A 15,051-nucleotide genomic window follows, 5' to 3' on the forward strand; every position below is an offset into this window, starting at 1 on the left:
TGGTATTCCTACCGACGAACCCTGCCCACCACGAACCGCGCCGCCACAATGATGACCACCATCGCCGCCGACACGACCATCGCACCCACCACACCGTCGGGCACCTCGACGGTCGCCCAGCCCGGACCGGCCAGCACCCGGGCGACACCGGTCATCCACCACAGCTCAGGCCCGAGACTGCGCAACAACAACTCGGCGATCGCCGCCCCCACCCCGTCCGGCGGACCGAGTACCCCGATCAGAGCGGCGAGGGTGCCCACCACGCTGATGACCGCAACCACCGGCGCGACAAGCAGATTCGCCACGATACCAACCACCGAGAACGTACCGGCCACCATCGCCACGATCGGCGCAGTCACCACCTGCGCGGCCACCGCCATCGCGGCGACCTCGGCGACCCCCACCGGAATCCGCCGGGCTCGCAGCCACTCCGCCAGTGTTCCGGCCCACAGGACCAGACCACATGTCGCGGCCACCGACAGCGCGAATCCCGGTTGCAGTGCGAGCTCCGGCCACCACAACAACCCGGCCACCACTGCCGCACCGAGCGCCGGAAAGGCTTGCGCCCGCCGTGCGGACACCAACGCCAACAATCCCACTGCACCCATCAATGCCGCCCGGATGACACTCGGTGATGGCCGCACCAGGATCACGAATCCGACGATCGTCAGCATTCCCAGAATCGCCGCCACCCGTGGCGAAGCACCCGCCGATCGAACCGCCAGTAGTACTGCGCCACAGATGATTGCGAAGTTACTACCGGATACCGCGCATAAGTGCGTCAGGCCCGCGGCACGGAAGTCAGCCTTGGTGTCCGGGTCGAGACCACGCACATCGCCGAGGACGAGTCCCGGGAGTAGCCCGGCAGATTCGGCTCCGAGCGCCCGGGAACTGTTGACCTGCAGCCGGTCACGGATAAGGCCGGCGACCCGCTGATATCCGGGCGGCTGCCCGATAAGGGTCGGGGTACCGGAGGCGGTCAGCGAAGCCACCAGTAGGGTGCCGCGTGGTGGCGGGCGTACCCGGACCAGGGTGCGCACCCGCTGCCCCGGCAGCAACCCCGACCACGATTGCTCGTCGGCGACGAGTTCGGCGTCGGCCGCACGGACCGCGCGCGGACCCACCATCTCCACCGCCACCCGCGTCCGGACTCGACCGAATCGCTGCGCGCCCACCACAACCGGGTCGTCGGTCACCACGACCGTGACCGTCACCTTGCCCGACATGTGCGCCAGCGGATGGTCGGCGCGCATCTCCTGACGAAGCGCCAGCGCGGTGGCGCACGTCGCCGTCAGGCCCGCGCCGACGATCACGATGCCGACACCGCGCCAGCTCACCCGCCCCCGCGCGACGCACCAGACCGCGACCGCCCCGACGCTCAGACCGCCCGCCGCGACACCGACCGTCACCGCGACCGGCGCGAGCAACCCGACGATCGACGTCGCCCACACCGCCAGGGCCGGAATCAGCAGACGCAGATCCATCGTCGCCGCCTAGACGGTCACCCGATCCCGAAGCTTCGCGAGTTTGCCGGGTCCGATCCCGTCGACTTCACCCAACTGATCCACCGACGCGAAGCGCCCGTGACTGGTGCGCCACGCAATGATCGCCTTGGCGGTGACCGGCCCCACCCCGGGCAGCGCGTCGAGGTCGGCCTCGGTGGCGGTGTTCAGGTCGACACGGTCGGCGTCGGGCTGGTCGGCACCGCGTGCGACCCCGGGCGCCGTCGAACTGCCGCCGGATGGATCGACGGACGCTCCCGGCGACCGCGACGACCCGTCAGCCGGGATTACCGCGCTGCGAACCGCGATCTGCCCGGGCCCACCTCCGTAGCCGACCAGGATCTGGTCTCCATCGCGTACCGGCTGAGCGAGGTTCAGCGACAACACGTCGGCACCCGCGCGCGGTTCGCCCGCCGCTGCGAGGGCGTCGGCCACACGGGCCCCCGGCGCCAGCCGGACCAGGCCCGGACGGTGTACCAGCCCAACGACGCTGACCACTATCTGCGCCGCCGTGCTCTGCGGTGCGGCCGGCGCCGACGGTGCTGCGGCTCCCGTAGTGGGGCCTGCGGTGGTCATGAAGTCGACGGCCGGGGTGTCGTCCGATTCGGTAAACAGACCGAAACCGGCTATCACGCAAGCGATCACACCGACGGCGATCAGCGCAATGGCGGCGGGTGGCGCAACCGCGAAACGTTTTATGCCACCAGGGTTGTCGTCATCGTCGGCCGGGTTCGAGTTCCCGTCCGAGTCGAATCGCTGCTGCGGTTGCTGCTCGGCGAGCGCATCCGGATCGAGCCAAGACGGCATCGCCCCGATGCCCCACCGCGGCCCGTCCCCCAGGCCTGCAGGGTCGCCGAAGGTCACATCGTCGGCGGTCTCATCATCGGCGGGAGCCGGAATGTCATGCACCGGAAGCAGTCGATCGAGCGGGCTGCGCCCTACTGATTCGCTCATGCCGCATCACGCTAGGCCGCGAAACCGTCGAATCCGGGCACCGCCCAAGCAGATCCACCCGATTGTGGATGAGGCCGTGGTTGTGGATCGAGGAACTCAGATACCTTGGATCGGATCGAGGTGCGTAGCGATCACCGCACCCACCGCCCCCGGACCGACATGGCAGCCCAGGATCGGACCGAGATCAACGGTGATCTGGGAGGTCACCACCCGCACCCGCGACATCAGCTGCTCGGCGAGTTCGGCGGCGGAGTCGGCGGCCTCACAATGCTGGATACCGATCGTCACCTCCCGCCCGGCCGCGGATTCCACTGCGGCGTCGACCATCTTGGCGAAGGCCTTGGAAAAGGTGCGGTGCCGTTCCTTGAGCACCAACGCGCCGTCGGCGAGATGCAGGATCGGTTTGATGGCGAGTGCCGAGCCGAGCAGTTTGCCTGCCGCGCTGATCCGGCCACTGTTGCGCAGATTGTCCAGCTGTTGCACACACAGAAGTGAATCGACCGTCGCCGCCTGACGGATCGCCGACTCATAGACCCGGTCACGATCGGCACCCGCCCCCGCGGCCTGCACGGCGGCGATGGCCGCGAACCCGACCGCCAGGCCCACCGAACGTGAATCGACGACGCGCACCTGTCCGGAGAACTTCTCGGCAGCCAGTCGCGCGGCACCCCATGTGCCCGACAACCGGCGGGACATGTGCACGGCCACCACCCCGGCCCCCTCCGACGCCTCCAGGGCCTCGCCGAACGCCTCGTTGAGCTCATGGGGATTCGCCCCCGACGTCGTGACCCCGGATGACGACAACAAATCCGCAGGCATCTCGTCGACACCCTCCCGATAGTCGACACCATCGAGTGCCAGATGCAGTGGCACCTGCCGGATGCCGTAATACTCGGCGACCGAGGCGGGCAACCGCGACGAGGAATCGGTGACGACGACGACAGGCACGGCTCTACGTTAGCTGCTTCACCGGGTGACGCCATCTGGGGTGCACAGCACCGCTTCGGCGACGACGTCGGCGATCGCGCGGTGACATTCGAACCCCCAGTGGATTCCGTCCGGGTTCATCTCCACCGCGTCGTCGGCGAAGGCGTCGCGGGTCGCCGGGTAGAAGTCCACGCATCGGATCTGATGTTCAGCGGCCCACGAAGACATCGCCGCGGTCGTCGGGATACGCCCAGAATGCACGTTGCCGTAGTACGGGCTGGCGTGCGTCGGGGGCAGGCACAGCAGAATCTCCAGATCCGGGCGCAACTGTGCCAGCGCCGAGCGGATCTTCTCCAGATACTCGACCGTCACCGCCGGCGGCAACGCCACCGGCCAGCCGAGCCGCGAGGCGCGCGGCTGCACCCACTGATAGCCGTTCCGCACGATCTGCCGCAGCCCGTTGGGACGCAGGTACCGGATCTGTTCGCGCAGTGCGGTGGGCAGCGGCGACGGCAGACTGTCCATACCACCGAAGGCCAGCACCACGACATCGGCGTCGGGCACGGCCGCCCAGATGTTGGGATCTTGGGTCAGAGCCCACCAAATGTCGCGGCTGGTCCAGCCGATCCGGCCGAACAGCCGCACCGGTGCACCGCATTTCTCGCCAACCAGCGTCGGCCAGATACGCGGATCGTTCGCCGGCAGTCCGCCGGTCGGACCGTAGTAGGCCAGCGAATCGGACAGGACCATGACGTTGCGGGCGTTCACTGGATCGCCGCATCCGAGTCTTGTGCGGAGGCGTTCCACACATCTAGACGCCAGCGCGGGGCAGCCCCCGGTACGCCGTGTCCGGACAACTGCACCCAACTGGTGTTCGCGAGCCCGCCGAACACCGGCCACTTCTCCACCGGCAACGCCAGCAATGCAGCGGTCATCGCGGCGATCACCCCGCCGTGGGCGACCAGCACCACCGGCGCCTCAGGATTGGCCCCCGATCCCCACTCCGGCAACGACTCGATGAGTTCGTCGACGACGGGTGTGGCACGCACCGCGACGTCCACCCGGCTCTCCCCGCCCGGCGGCGGCCAGGTCGCGTCGTCGCGCCAAATCGCCCGCGCGCTCGGCATGACATCGTCGACCTCGAGGTGGGTCATCCCCTGCCACTCGCCCAGATGGGTTTCGCGCAGCCGCACATCGGTGTCGACCTCATGCTGTCCGACCGCCGCCGCCAGGGCCTCGGCGGTGTCGCGGGCGCGTCGTAGATCCGACGACCGGATGTAGAGCGGCGAGCGCTTGGCCAGTTCCTGCGCGGCGTTACGTGCCTGCGCCACACCCAGATCACTGAGGTCGGTGTCGAGTTGGCCCTGCATCCGGCTGCCCGCGTTGTACTCGGTCTGTCCGTGTCGCAGCAGAATCAGCCGGCGCACCACCGGCGTGAGCCGCTCGACGGCGGTGTCGTGAGTGTCGGGACCACCGCTCACGAGATACCGTCCACCTCGACGACCGGACAGTCCTTCCACAGCTGTTCGAGCGCATAGAAATGCCGCTCGTCGGAATGCTGGATGTGCACCACGATGTCGGTGTAGTCCAGCAGCGCCCAGCGGCCCTCGCGCGTGCCCTCCCGCCGGATCGGCTTGTACCCCGCTTCGCGGAGTTTGTCCTCGACCTCGTCGACGATCGCGTTGACCTGGCGTTCGTTGTCCGCGGAGGCGATCACGAAGGCGTCGGTGATCACCAACTGTTCGGAGACATCGATGACGGTGACGTCGTGGGCGAGTTTGTCCGCCGCGGCGAGCGCGGCGATCCGCGCCATGTCCAGCGACTCTGCTGACGCAGTCACAGGGGTCCTTTCGTTGAGCCGGAAGCGGCTTCTCGATCTGCTCGGGGTGCCGAGACGCCCGGTGAGGACGCGCGCGGCGTTCGATACAGCTTGCGTTTGGCGATGTACTGCACCACCCCGTCGGGCACCAGATACCAGACCGGTCGGCCCTGACTCGCCCGCACGCGGCATTCCGTCGACGAGATGGACAGGGCCGGGATCTCCAGCATCTGCAGGGTATCGGGAGGCAGGGTTTCCAGGTGTTTGGCCAGGTGTTTGGCATGTAACTCGTAGCCGGGGCGGCTGACACCAACGAACCGGGCCAGTTCGAACAGCTCTTCCCAGTCCTGCCAGGACAGGATCGACTCGAGGGCGTCGGCGCCGGTGATGAAGTAGAGCTGGGCGTCGGGCAGCAGGGAGTGCAGATCACGCAGGGTGTCGACGGTGTAGGTGTCGCCGTCCCGGTCGATATCGACGCGGCTGACGGAGAACCGCGGATTCGACGCAGTCGCGATAACCGTCATCAGGTAGCGGTCCTCGGCCGGGGAGACCTGGGCCTTCTTCTCGTCGAGCTTCTGCCACGGACGACCCGTCGGCACGAAGACCACCTCGTCGAGGGCGAAACGATGCGCGACCTCACTGGCGGCCACCAGGTGGCCGTTGTGAATCGGATCGAAGGTGCCACCCATGACGCCGATGCGGCGCGCACGCGGGCGGTCAACGGACATGGAGGCTGAGTCTAGCCGGTGGGCGGGGTCGCCGGTGCGCACCGGTAACGCCTGCACCCTGCTCACACCGGCAGCAGATCGGCGATGACCCGGCCCAACTGCGTCGCGTTGCGGCATTCGAACATCTCGATCGCATCGGCATAGACGTCGGCATCGGAGTCGCCCGTCCCCCACAGCGTCTGGGCCTCCGGGTTGAGCCAGTAGGCGTGACGCGCCTGGTCCACCAGTTGCCGAAGCGCCGCCACCCGGGTGTCATGGAAGTTGTTACGGGCATCGCCGAGGATCATCAGCGCACCGCGATGGGTGAGCGTGTCCCCGTACTCGGCGACGAATCCGCGCAGCATGTTGCCGTAGTCGGAATGCCCGTCGCGGGTACTGATCTTGGCGGTGGCCAGCATCTCGTGCATCGCCGCGCCGAAATCCTCGGTGCCCCGATCGAAAAAGTCGGTCACCTCGTCGACGGTGTCCACGAAGGCGAACACCCGGACCTTCGAGAACTGTTGCCGCAGTGCGTAGACCAGGCGCAGGGTGAACTGGCTGAACCCGGCCACCGAGCCGGACACATCGCAGACGATGATGAGTTCGGGACGTCCCGGCCGGGGTTTTCGATGGGTCAGCTCGATCGGTACCCCACCGGTGGACATCGATGCGCGCAGCGTCTTGCGCACATCGACGGCACCGCGATGAGCCCGACGCCGACGGATCTCCAGCTTGGCGGCGAGCAACCGGGCCAGCGGTTCGATGGTGCGCCGGATCTCCACCTGCTCACGTGCACCCGCGGACAGGAAGTTCATATTCTCCGGCAGTTGCGGCACCGCATATTCGCCGACCTTGTCGCGGCCGTTGCGGTCGGCCATCCGACGCTGGGTCTCGCGTTCGATCGCTGCGCGGAGATCCGCGCTGCGGGCGCGCGCGGCGGCACGGTACAGCGGCTGCGTCCCGGCCCGGCCCGTCTCGTCGTCGGTGTCCCCCGCGGCCATCGCCGCCGCGATCTTCGCGATCAGCGTCTGCGGACTCACCGCGGACAACGCCTGATAGGCCGAGAACGCCTGCCCACGCGCGGAGTCGTAACTGCCCATGCCGTCGACGATCATCGCGACCATCTCGGTGAGACGGCCATCGGTGGCGGCCTGGTCGTCGGCGAGCAGTTCCGCGAGCATCTCCCGCACCGCATCGACGTCGATCTCGCCGTCCTCGGTGCGAGGCAATTCGGTTGCCACGGTGCGCTTTCCCATAGCGACCGGGAACCACAGGTCGAAGACGCGGTCGAACACCCCGCGGTGGGTGTGATCGTCGACGAGGGTCGCGGCCAGCCCCTCCCGCAGCTGGGACCGATCGAGCAGGTCGAGCACCGCCATCGCGGAGGCCGCGTCGATCAGATTCGACGGCCCGACGTCGATGCCGCGACGGCGCAACTCATCGACGAAATCGGTGAGATGCGCGACGAGCGGAGCGGTCATCAGCCGAGCTTGAGTTCTTTGAGCGCGGTCGTCAGATCGGGACGATGTTTGAGCACGACGCCGAGCGTCCGCGCGATCAGGCCGCTGTCGAGCCGACCCGCGGCAATTGCCGCATCGGTCCCGGCGCCCAGCGCCAACAGTGTGTTGGCCCAGTCGATGGTCTCCGCGACCGACGGCTTCTTCCGGATGTCGAGATCGCGCAGTACCCCGACGATCCGCACGAGTTCACTCGCCAGCGCATCGGTGAGACCTGGCACCCGGGAGGCCAGGATCTCCTTCTCGCGCACCGCATCTGGGAAGTCGATGTACAGATACAGGCAGCGACGCTTCAGGGCCTCGGACAGTTCGCGGGTAGCGTTGGACGTCAGCAACACGATCGGCCTGCGGACCGCGGTCACGGTCCCCTTCTCAGGAATGGTGATCGCGAAATCGCTGAGTACCTCCAACAACAGGCCTTCGATGTCGACGTCGGCCTTGTCCACCTCATCGATGAGCAGCACCGTGCGTCCGGCTGCCGAGATGGCCTTCAGGAGTGGTCGGGGCAGCAGGAATTCGTCGGAGAAGATGTCGGCCTTGGCCTCATCCCACGCGCGGCTGCCGGTGGCCTGGATGTGCAGGATCTGCTTGGCGTGGTTCCACTCGTAGAGGGCCCGCGCCTCATCGATGCCCTCATAGCACTGCAGCCGGATCAGTTCGGCGTCGGTGGCCGCGGTGATCGCCCGGGCGAGCTCCGTCTTGCCGACACCCGCGGGTCCCTCGATCAGCAGCGGTTTCCCGAGCCGGTCGGCGAGGAAGGTCGAGGTGGCGGTGGCGTCGTCGGAGATGTAGCCGGTCGCACGCAGACGAGCCAGGACATCGTCGACACCGGTGAAAGCCGGCTCAACGCCGGGCGCTGGGGTGGTCATCAGGCGGGCCGCACATGGCCGTTGCCCCAGACGATCCACTTCGTCGAGGTCAGCTCGGGCAGGCCCATCGGGCCCCGGGCATGCAGCTTCTGGGTCGAGATGCCGATCTCGGCACCGAATCCGAACTGCTCCCCATCGGTGAAGGCGGTCGATGCGTTGACCATCACCGCGGCGGCATCGACCCGTCGGGTGAACTCGTCGGCGGCGGCAAGGTCGGTGGTGATGATCGCCTCGGTGTGGCCGGTGCCGTAGGTGTCGATGTGGGCGACCGCGGCGTCGAGACCGTCGACGACCTTCATCGCGATGTCCAGCGACAGGTATTCCTCGGACCAGTCGGTCTCGGTGGCCGGTTCCATACCTGGCTCGTCGCCGTGGATGACCACGCCCTGCGCCTGCAGGACCGACACGATCCGCGGGAGTGCGTCTGCGGCGACCGCTTTGTCGATGAGGACGGTCTCGGCGGTGTTGCAGACGCTCGGCCGCCGGGTCTTGGAGTTGAGGATCACTCGGGCGGCGACGTCGAGGTCGGCCAGCGCATGCACATAGACGTGGCAGTTGCCGGTGCCGGTCTCGATGGTCGGCACCGTCGCGTTGGTGACCACCGCGTTGATCAGTCCGGCACCACCACGCGGGATGACGACATCGACGAGACCACGCGCCCGAATCAGGTGGGTAACGCTCGAGCGGTCTTCGCTGGGCAGCAGCGCCACCGCGTCGGCACTGACGTTGTTCGCGGTCAGAGTCTCCCGCAGTACGCGCACGAGTTCGGTGTTCGACGACGCCGCCGACGAGGAACCGCGGAGCAGCACCGCATTTCCCGACTTGAAGGAGATACCGAAGGCATCGACGGTCACGTTGGGCCGGGCCTCGTAGACGATGCCGACGACGCCCAGCGGCACGCGCAACTGCCGCAGCTGCAATCCGTTGGGCAGGGTCTTACCTGCGACCACCTCACCGATGGGGTCGGGCAGGTTGGCGACCTGACGCAGACCGTCGGCGATACCGACGACACGTTCGGGGCTCAGCCGGAGCCGGTCGAGCAGGCTGGCGTCCATCCCGGCCGCCTCACCGCGCGCGATGTCCTCGGCATTCGCGGCGAGAACAGAATCCACCGCCGCCTCGACCGCCGCCGCCGCGGCGAGCAGCACCTTGTTCTTGGTCGCCGTGGTCAGGCCGGCCAGGCTCCGGGATGCTGCCTTGGCCGCGGTGGCCAGCTCGCGAACAACCTGCTCGATGTCGCCGCCGTCACCGACGACGGCCGCCTCTGCGGTGGGTGCGCTCATGCTCCCAGGGTAACGCCGCACGCCGACCCCACCCGCACAGCACCTTCTCCCCAGCGCCGCTCGCCGGGACGCCGACGCGCCGCGGGCGCGGCCGTCCTCGGACTCAGCACCGCAGCGCCTGCCCCAGGACCCGGCGCGACGCCTCGTCGAGAGCCAGACCGTAGGCGCGCACCACCACGACGAATTGCACCGCGTACTGACACCGGAAGCGGTGCCGCGGCGGCATCCATCGTCCCGGTTCGGCGTCGCTCTTGGCCTGGTTCGACCGGGCATCCACCGCGACCAGGTTCGCCGGATCGTTGCCGAAATCGCGCCGAAGTTCGGCCGGCCACGCCCATGCACCCATATCCCACGCATACGCCAGCGGCACGATGTGATCGATCTGCACCGACGACGACCCGGAGCCTCGCCGGAACATCACAAACTCACCGGTGTAGGGACTGTGCAACTCCCCCGCCAAGACGGCATGCGGACAACTCGACACCGGCCCGGCCCGGATGTCGCGCAGGTCCCGGGTCAGCACGTCGTTGCGGGTGTCGCATCCGTTACCCCCACCAGGCACGCGCACGGCATCGGTCCAGGCCACCCCGAACGCCTCACGACGATAGTCATCTCGATGAATCCGAGATTGCTGCACGGGAATTGAGGGCAGGGTGACGATCAGTGCAGTTGCGAACGCACGCAGACGCGGATCTGTCGGCAGGGATCGATGAGTGCGAACCACGCCGACCGCGACGCACACCGCGGTGACCACGCACACCCCGACCACCACCCAGCGTCGGAACGACCAGCCGCCGGCAGCCCCGCGGGCTATGCGCCGCGCGCGGTAGCGCCACCGCCGTCGCCACAGTACAAACGCCGACGCACCACCCCACACCTCATGCGATTTCGGTCTCCCGATCGACACATCCATACCTGAACCGACGCACCTAATCGCACTTCGGTTCCACCGGTCCGCGAGGTCAGGACTTGTCGAGGTAGGCGATCTTGTGCGGGACCAGGATGCCGTCGACGAGATCCGCGAGCGGGCGGTGCTCGCTGAGCGTCAGATCGGCGCCGACGACCTCCTCGGAGAAAACGCGCGCGTCGGCGATGACATCCGCGTCGTCGAGAAGCGACAGGAACCGCAGCGACGTGGTGCCGCCGGACTGCAGCGAACCGAGCACGTCACCTTCGCGACGCTGCATCAGGTCGACGCGGGCGAGTTCGAATCCGTCATTCGACCCGGCGACCGCGGTCAGGCGTGCCATCGCCTGCGACACCGGCGCCGACTTCGTCATCAGCAGACACAATCCGGCGTGGCCACCACGACCGACACGACCCCGCAGCTGGTGAAGCTGGCTGACACCGAATCGCTCAGCGTCGACGATCACCATCATGGTGGCGTTTGGGACGTCGACGCCGACCTCGATCACCGTCGTGGACACCAGCACGTCGACCTCACCGCGACCGAACGCGTCCATCACCGCGTTCTTGTCCTCGGCGGGCAGGCGTCCGTGCAGCAATTCGATGCGCCGTCCACCGAGCCGCGCGGCCAGCAGTTCCTCGTATTGCTCGATCACCGAGATCGTTTTGGGGGCATCGGCTTTCGGTTTCGCGTCAGGATCGTCGTCACCGTCGCCGATCCGCGAACAGACGACGTAGACCTGCCTGCCGGCCTCGATCTCCTCCTCGGCACGCTCCCAGACCCGTTCGACCCACTTCTCGTTGGCCATCGGCACAACCGTCGTGGTGATCGGTTGCCGTCCGCGCGGCAGCTCGCGCAGCACCGAGGTGTCGAGATCACCGAAGGCGGTCATCGCGACGGTGCGCGGGATCGGGGTTGCCGTCATCACCAGGAAGTGCGGCATGCGCCCGTCACGACCCTTGCCGCGCAGCACATCCCGCTGTTCGACACCGAACCGGTGCTGTTCGTCGACCACCACCATGCCCAGGTCGAAGAACTCGACCTTCTCCTCCAGCAGCGCATGCGTACCGACGACGATGCCCGCCGTACCGGTCACCACGTCGAGCAGCGTCTGCCGCTTACCCTTCGTCTTCATCGACCCGGTGAGCAGCGCGATCTGCGTGGCGCCGTCGGCGGCCGTCAGCTCGCCGCCGTCGGCCAACTCGCCCAACATCGTTCGCATCGTCCGATAGTGCTGTGCGGCAAGAACCTCGGTGGGCGCCAAGATCACACACTGGAATCCGTTGTCGACGACCCGCAACATCGCCAGCAACGAGACGAGGGTCTTACCGGAGCCGACCTCACCCTGCAGGAGTCGACTCATCGGCTGGTTGCGCGCCAGGTCGGTACCGAGTTCGGCGACGACATCGCGCTGGCCGTCGGTGAGTTGGAAGGGCAACCGCGCCAGCAGCTGGTCCTCCAGTCTGCCCGGCACATGCGGACACGGCGGGGCCGACTCGCTACGCCCCGCGAGCCTGCGTTGCGCGAGAACGGTCTGAATGGCCAGCGCCTCGTCGAACCTCAGTCGCGCTCGGGCGGACTCGATGTCGGCGTCGGTGTCGGGCAGGTGCACACGGGTGAGTGCGTCGGCGGTGGTGATGAGGTCGCGCCGGGCACGCTCATCCGGGGTCAGCGCATCGTCCATCGGCGGCATCTCGGCGATGATCCGGCGCACCGCACCCCAGATATCCCAGGTCTGGATCTCCCGATTGGCCGGATACATCGGCAGGATCGCCCGGTCGAAGGACTGAAGCAGATCGATCGCAGCAGACGGTTGCGTACCGGTGACCTCGGCCTCGACGGAGTACATCTCGACCAGCATCTGTGATCCGACGGCCTCGGCGATCTCGGCATCACCGTCGGGCAGCACCATCCACTCCGGGTGCGACAGCTGGATCTGATCACGGAAGAGCTTCACCGTGCCCGCCATCATCACACGGGCCCCGGGCTTGAGTTTGTGCCGAATGAACCTCGGGTTGAAGAAGGTCGCCTCGTAGGTCCGATTACTGTCTGCGACAACGACCTTGAGGAACTGTCCGTTACGACTTTTCATCCGGATGAGGTCGGCCTTGGTGATCCGCCCGACGATCGTCAGATGCTCACCGGGCTCAGGTGTCTCGCCCGCCGATCCCTGCCCATGGCGGACGTAGCGGCGCGGAGTGTAGTGCAGGAGTTCACCGACGGTGGCGAGCCCGAGGGAGGCCAGCCCCGCTCCGGTTTTCGGTCCGAGGACGTCGGTCAGGGAATCCGACAGCGCGATCACCGGTGCCGTACACCCACTCGTATCAGGCCGCGGCTCATTCCACGCCCACCTGGATCAGGTCTGTGTGCTGGCCGGTCTCATAGACGGTCAGTTCGATACCCGGATAGCCGCGGCGCATCAGTTCGGTGATGGCGGTGATCGCCTCACGGTCGACCGCCGAACCGGCCAGGACCGTGACGAGTTCACCACCGGTGGCGAGCATCAGATCGATGAGCGCGGTGGCTGCACCGGTCTGGTCCGGCGCGACGACGAGCACGTCGTCGCCGATCAGTCCGAGGATGTCGCCCACCTCGCAGGTACCCGCCAACGTCATCATCTTCTGCTCGGCGACCTGCAGTGAACCAAGCCGGGTGCCGGCGGCCGCCTCCGCCATCGCGTAGGCGTCGATGTCGGCTTCCTCCGACGGATCGTGAACGGCCAGCGCCGCCAGACATTGGGCCATCGATGAGGTCGGGAGCGTGACGATGGAACGCTGGTTGGAGCGGACCTCGGTGGCGACGGTGACCAGTTCCTGTGAGGGCAGCGCCCCGTTGGCCATCACCACGACGTGTGCGCTGTCGGTGTCGCGAATCGCGGCGGCCAGCTGCTCGGCGGTGAGGCCGTCGTCAGCGCGCAGGACGCTCGCCCCCGCCTCCCGGAACAGATCCGCCGCGCCTTCGCCGCGCACGGCTGCGACCACCGCACGCTTGTGGCGTGGCGGCGGTTCGATCGAGTCGACCTGAGCGCGGAGCGCGTCGAGCGCGAAACAGCTGATCCGGATGTCGGAGATATGGCCGAGGTCGACACCCGCCTGAACGGCACCGCCCGGCTCACAGGTGTGCACATGCACCGAGAACCGTTCACCGTCGCCTGCCGAACTGTCCCCGACGATCACCACCGCGTCACCGAGTTGGTCGAGCCGGGTGCGCAGTGCGGCGATCGACTCACCGGCCGCACCGTCGAGGAGGTACATCACCTCGAAGTCCATATCGCTGCCATCGGCACAGGTGTCGCCGGTCGGATGACCGGGTTCTCCGCCGCCGGTGAGGATCCCGCGGTAGCGCCGCCTGCGGTTGGACACCCCGGTCAGGGCGTTGACCATGGCGTCGAGCATGGCCAGGAATCCACGGCCACCGGCATCGACGACCCCGGCGGCGGCGAGGACCGGCAGCTGGTCCGGGGTGTGTTCGAGTGCCTCCGCGCAGTCGTCGGCGATGGCGCGCGCCAGATCACTGGCGGAGTCGGAGGTGTCGGCGGCAGCCGTGTCGGCGGCCACGCGGATCAAGGTGAGAACCGTACCCTCGCGGGGTTCACTGACCGCGCGTGTGGCCGCCCGCGAGGCCAATCGCAGACCGGAGGTGACCAGCGAACGGAAGGTGAGCTCAGGCCCGGAGCCGAGGACCTCGGCCGCATCGGCGAAGCCGACCAGCACCTGGGACAGGATGATGCCCGAGTTGCCCCGGGCCGCCCCGACCGCACCGTCGGCCATCGCACGGGCCACCTGCGCCACCTCGGCATCGGCTGGTAGCGCCGCGGCGGCGTCGGCAGCCGCCGCCATGGTGAAGACCATGTTGCTGCCGGTGTCGGAATCCGGGATCGGGAACACGTTGAGATCGTTGATCTCACCCCGCAACTCGGTGAGGTTCTCGGCGGATGCATGCGCCCAGTCACGCAGTAGCTGCGGATTCAACGTCCGTGCACTCACCATTCCCCTCTCGACCATCATCGCCATCGGCCACATGCGGTCACCCTGGCGGAAGCAGCGACCATCAGTGACGCCCTTCCGGGTCCGCACCGTCTGATGTGTGCGAGATTACTAGCATGCGCCGACAGCCACCGGCGGCCCGCCGCGCTCGCCGACCTGATTTGGCCGACCCGGTGCCCGCCCGCTACTCTTGCAGGGTTGCCTGCCGGGCAATTGCGCGCGCTCCGCGCTGTGCCGGCCGTCCCGACGGGCAGAACCACGAAGACCATATTCAACGATCAAGGGAGTTCGACATGGCTGCCGTTTGCGATATCTGCGGCAAGGGCCCGGGCTTCGGGAAGTCGGTGTCGCATTCGCACCGCCGGACCAACCGTCGCTGGAACCCGAACATCCAGTCGGTCCGCGTCGAGGTCGCCCCGGGCAACCGGAAGCGCAAGAACGTGTGCACCTCGTGCCTGAAGGCCGGCAAGACCGCCGCAGTCTGAGTCACCTCGGCTGACGTTCGTCCCTGATCGCGGGTGACCCCGCTGTTCTCGGACATCGACGGACCCGACCCCGACCGAGCATTCGCTCGCCCCGG

Annotated in this window: 14 protein-coding genes; 1 reads left to right on the forward strand and 13 read right to left on the reverse strand. The window is 67.6% G+C overall.

Annotation, left to right across the window (positions count from 1 at the left end; translation table 11 throughout):
* Positions 1-8 precede the first annotated feature (8 nt).
* The 13 genes from QSJ18_RS02195 to QSJ18_RS02255 all read right to left on the reverse strand — a co-directional run bounded on the left by QSJ18_RS02195 (position 9) and on the right by QSJ18_RS02255 (position 14,492).
* Positions 9-1,484, reverse strand: a complete 1,476-nt coding sequence (locus QSJ18_RS02195; protein ID WP_286324572.1) for a ComEC/Rec2 family competence protein — start codon at positions 1,482-1,484, stop codon at positions 9-11.
* 9 nt (positions 1,485-1,493) lie between these two features.
* Positions 1,494-2,456: a ComEA family DNA-binding protein gene (locus QSJ18_RS02200; protein ID WP_286324573.1), complete on the reverse strand. Its 963-nt coding sequence runs from the start codon at positions 2,454-2,456 to the stop codon at positions 1,494-1,496.
* A gap of 96 nt (positions 2,457-2,552) precedes the next feature.
* Positions 2,553-3,404 (reverse strand): DegV family protein, encoded by an 852-nt coding sequence (locus QSJ18_RS02205; protein ID WP_286324574.1) that lies wholly within the window; start codon positions 3,402-3,404, stop codon positions 2,553-2,555.
* An 18-nt stretch (positions 3,405-3,422) separates the two neighbouring features.
* Positions 3,423-4,133 carry a diglucosylglycerate octanoyltransferase gene (octT, locus tag QSJ18_RS02210; RefSeq protein WP_286324813.1) on the reverse strand — a complete coding sequence of 237 codons (711 nt, stop codon included), beginning with the start codon at positions 4,131-4,133 and terminating at the stop codon, positions 3,423-3,425.
* 14 nt (positions 4,134-4,147) lie between these two features.
* The gene (locus tag QSJ18_RS02215; RefSeq protein ID WP_286324575.1) at positions 4,148-4,864 is read right to left on the reverse strand and encodes a histidine phosphatase family protein; all 717 of its coding nucleotides are present in this window, start codon (positions 4,862-4,864) and stop codon (positions 4,148-4,150) included.
* Complete coding sequence (gene rsfS / locus QSJ18_RS02220) at positions 4,861-5,223, reverse strand: ribosome silencing factor (protein ID WP_286324576.1); 363 nt, start codon at positions 5,221-5,223, stop codon at positions 4,861-4,863. The genes QSJ18_RS02215 and rsfS overlap by 4 nt, the downstream gene beginning before the upstream one ends.
* Positions 5,220-5,930 (reverse strand): nicotinate-nucleotide adenylyltransferase, encoded by a 711-nt coding sequence (nadD, locus tag QSJ18_RS02225; protein WP_286324577.1) that lies wholly within the window; start codon positions 5,928-5,930, stop codon positions 5,220-5,222. Before nadD ends, rsfS begins: the two co-directional genes overlap by 4 nt.
* 62 nt (positions 5,931-5,992) lie before the next feature.
* Entirely contained in the window at positions 5,993-7,390 is a 1,398-nt protein-coding gene (locus tag QSJ18_RS02230; RefSeq protein ID WP_286324578.1) for a vWA domain-containing protein, read from the reverse strand.
* The gene (locus QSJ18_RS02235) at positions 7,390-8,295 is read right to left on the reverse strand and encodes an AAA family ATPase (protein ID WP_286324579.1); all 906 of its coding nucleotides are present in this window, start codon (positions 8,293-8,295) and stop codon (positions 7,390-7,392) included. The genes QSJ18_RS02230 and QSJ18_RS02235 overlap by 1 nt, the downstream gene beginning before the upstream one ends.
* The gene (locus QSJ18_RS02240) at positions 8,295-9,578 is read right to left on the reverse strand and encodes a glutamate-5-semialdehyde dehydrogenase (protein ID WP_286324580.1); all 1,284 of its coding nucleotides are present in this window, start codon (positions 9,576-9,578) and stop codon (positions 8,295-8,297) included. Before QSJ18_RS02240 ends, QSJ18_RS02235 begins: the two co-directional genes overlap by 1 nt.
* Positions 9,579-9,681: 103 nt before the next feature.
* Positions 9,682-10,479, reverse strand: a complete 798-nt coding sequence (locus QSJ18_RS02245; protein ID WP_462475973.1) for an HNH endonuclease family protein — start codon at positions 10,477-10,479, stop codon at positions 9,682-9,684.
* Positions 10,480-10,540: 61 nt separating this feature from the next.
* Positions 10,541-12,787 carry an ATP-dependent DNA helicase RecG gene (recG, locus tag QSJ18_RS02250; protein ID WP_286324582.1) on the reverse strand — a complete coding sequence of 749 codons (2,247 nt, stop codon included), beginning with the start codon at positions 12,785-12,787 and terminating at the stop codon, positions 10,541-10,543.
* A 34-nt stretch (positions 12,788-12,821) separates the two neighbouring features.
* Positions 12,822-14,492, reverse strand: coding sequence for a DAK2 domain-containing protein (locus QSJ18_RS02255; RefSeq protein WP_286324814.1), 1,671 nt, complete (start codon positions 14,490-14,492; stop codon positions 12,822-12,824).
* A 272-nt stretch (positions 14,493-14,764) separates the two neighbouring features.
* Between QSJ18_RS02255 and rpmB the strand changes: the two genes are divergently transcribed.
* Positions 14,765-14,956, forward strand: coding sequence for a 50S ribosomal protein L28 (gene rpmB / locus QSJ18_RS02260; protein WP_004023092.1), 192 nt, complete (start codon positions 14,765-14,767; stop codon positions 14,954-14,956).
* The last annotated feature ends 95 nt before the right edge of the window (positions 14,957-15,051 follow it).

This window comes from Gordonia heveisoli (assembly GCF_030315745.1).
GTDB lineage: Bacteria > Actinomycetota > Actinomycetes > Mycobacteriales > Mycobacteriaceae > Gordonia.

Bases quoted from the DNA above. Each gene is read 5' to 3' on its own strand.
- QSJ18_RS02235 (WP_286324579.1), bottom strand. From the start codon at position 8,295: ATGACCACCCCAGCGCCCGGCGTTGAGCCGGCTTTCACCGGTGTCGAC.
- QSJ18_RS02240 (WP_286324580.1), bottom strand. From the start codon at position 9,578: ATGAGCGCACCCACCGCAGAGGCGGCCGTCGTCGGTGACGGCGGCGAC.
- QSJ18_RS02230 (WP_286324578.1), bottom strand. From the start codon at position 7,390: ATGACCGCTCCGCTCGTCGCGCATCTCACCGATTTCGTCGATGAGTTG.
- octT (WP_286324813.1), bottom strand. From the start codon at position 4,133: ATGGTCCTGTCCGATTCGCTGGCCTACTACGGTCCGACCGGCGGACTG.
- QSJ18_RS02255 (WP_286324814.1), bottom strand. From the start codon at position 14,492: ATGATGGTCGAGAGGGGAATGGTGAGTGCACGGACGTTGAATCCGCAG.
- rpmB (WP_004023092.1), top strand. From the start codon at position 14,765: ATGGCTGCCGTTTGCGATATCTGCGGCAAGGGCCCGGGCTTCGGGAAG.
- QSJ18_RS02195 (WP_286324572.1), bottom strand. From the start codon at position 1,484: ATGGATCTGCGTCTGCTGATTCCGGCCCTGGCGGTGTGGGCGACGTCG.
- nadD (WP_286324577.1), bottom strand. From the start codon at position 5,930: ATGTCCGTTGACCGCCCGCGTGCGCGCCGCATCGGCGTCATGGGTGGC.
- QSJ18_RS02200 (WP_286324573.1), bottom strand. From the start codon at position 2,456: ATGAGCGAATCAGTAGGGCGCAGCCCGCTCGATCGACTGCTTCCGGTG.